The sequence below is a fragment of the Pseudomonas sp. AC463 genome (assembly GCF_979253585.1).
In genome coordinates, this window is record NZ_CEEDDZ010000229.1 from 1 (window position 1) to 367 (window position 367).

The window sequence follows — 367 nt, forward strand, 5'->3', positions numbered from 1 at the left end:
GCGCTTACCAGCAGGTTCGGGGGCTGGCAAGGGGCTGCGAGCGGGATCGATCATCGAGGGCGGTTTACGTCGCGTTTACCAAATCGGGTGCAGAAGCGGGTCCGGGTCAAGGAAAGCGCGACGATGAACATGGGATTCGGTCAGGACGGCTTCGGTCGGGATGATTTCAGGGAGCGCGATGCGTTCACCGGCGGCGCCGATCTCGGCGCGCACGATTTCGCGCATGACGACTTTCCGCAGGACGATTTCGGGCTGGAGGATCAGGTGTCCGTCGACGCGGGCGATCCGAACGCCGAGGGGAATGTCGACGATCGCATGTTCGACCTGGGTGGCGACGAGCGGCGCATGCACGTGCGCGCCTATAATC

Annotated in this window: 1 protein-coding gene; it reads left to right on the plus strand. The window is 63.8% G+C overall.

The genetic code is table 11. The features are described from left to right. Nucleotides 1-123: 123 nt before the first annotated feature. Nucleotides 124-367: hypothetical protein (locus AC0IYH_RS29910; RefSeq protein ID WP_471837718.1), on the plus strand; the 244-nt coding region annotated here is incomplete at its 3' end.